Source organism: Pseudomonas sp. EA_5y_Pfl2_R50, assembly GCF_963970475.1.
Taxonomy (GTDB): Bacteria; Pseudomonadota; Gammaproteobacteria; order Pseudomonadales; family Pseudomonadaceae; genus Aquipseudomonas.
In genome coordinates, this window is the sequence record NZ_CAXAPT010000257.1 from 1 (window position 1) to 255 (window position 255).

Annotated in this window: 1 rRNA gene; it reads right to left on the reverse strand. The window is 49.8% G+C overall.

The window, feature by feature from the left end:
* A 5S ribosomal RNA gene (gene rrf / locus AACY19_RS27715) occupies nucleotides 1-60 on the reverse strand; the annotation flags it as partial.
* Between the last annotated feature and the right edge of the window lie 195 nt (nucleotides 61-255).

The following is a 255-nucleotide window of genomic DNA, read 5'->3' on the forward strand; positions in this document are numbered from 1 at the left end:
TCGTTTCACTGCTGAGTTCGGGATGGGATCAGGTGGTTCCAACGCTCTATGGTCGTCAAGAAATTCGGGTACTGAGTCGTGACCAGATGGCCTCGCTTCAGCAAATTGGGTATGTGACAGCTGGTGTCTTGTGAACATCGAACTTTCGGTTCGTTTCGTCTTCACACACCGCAATCTGGTCTGTTCGACGCAAATTGCTTGGGTGTTATATGGTCAAGCCTCACGGGCAATTAGTATTGGTTAGCTCAACGCCTC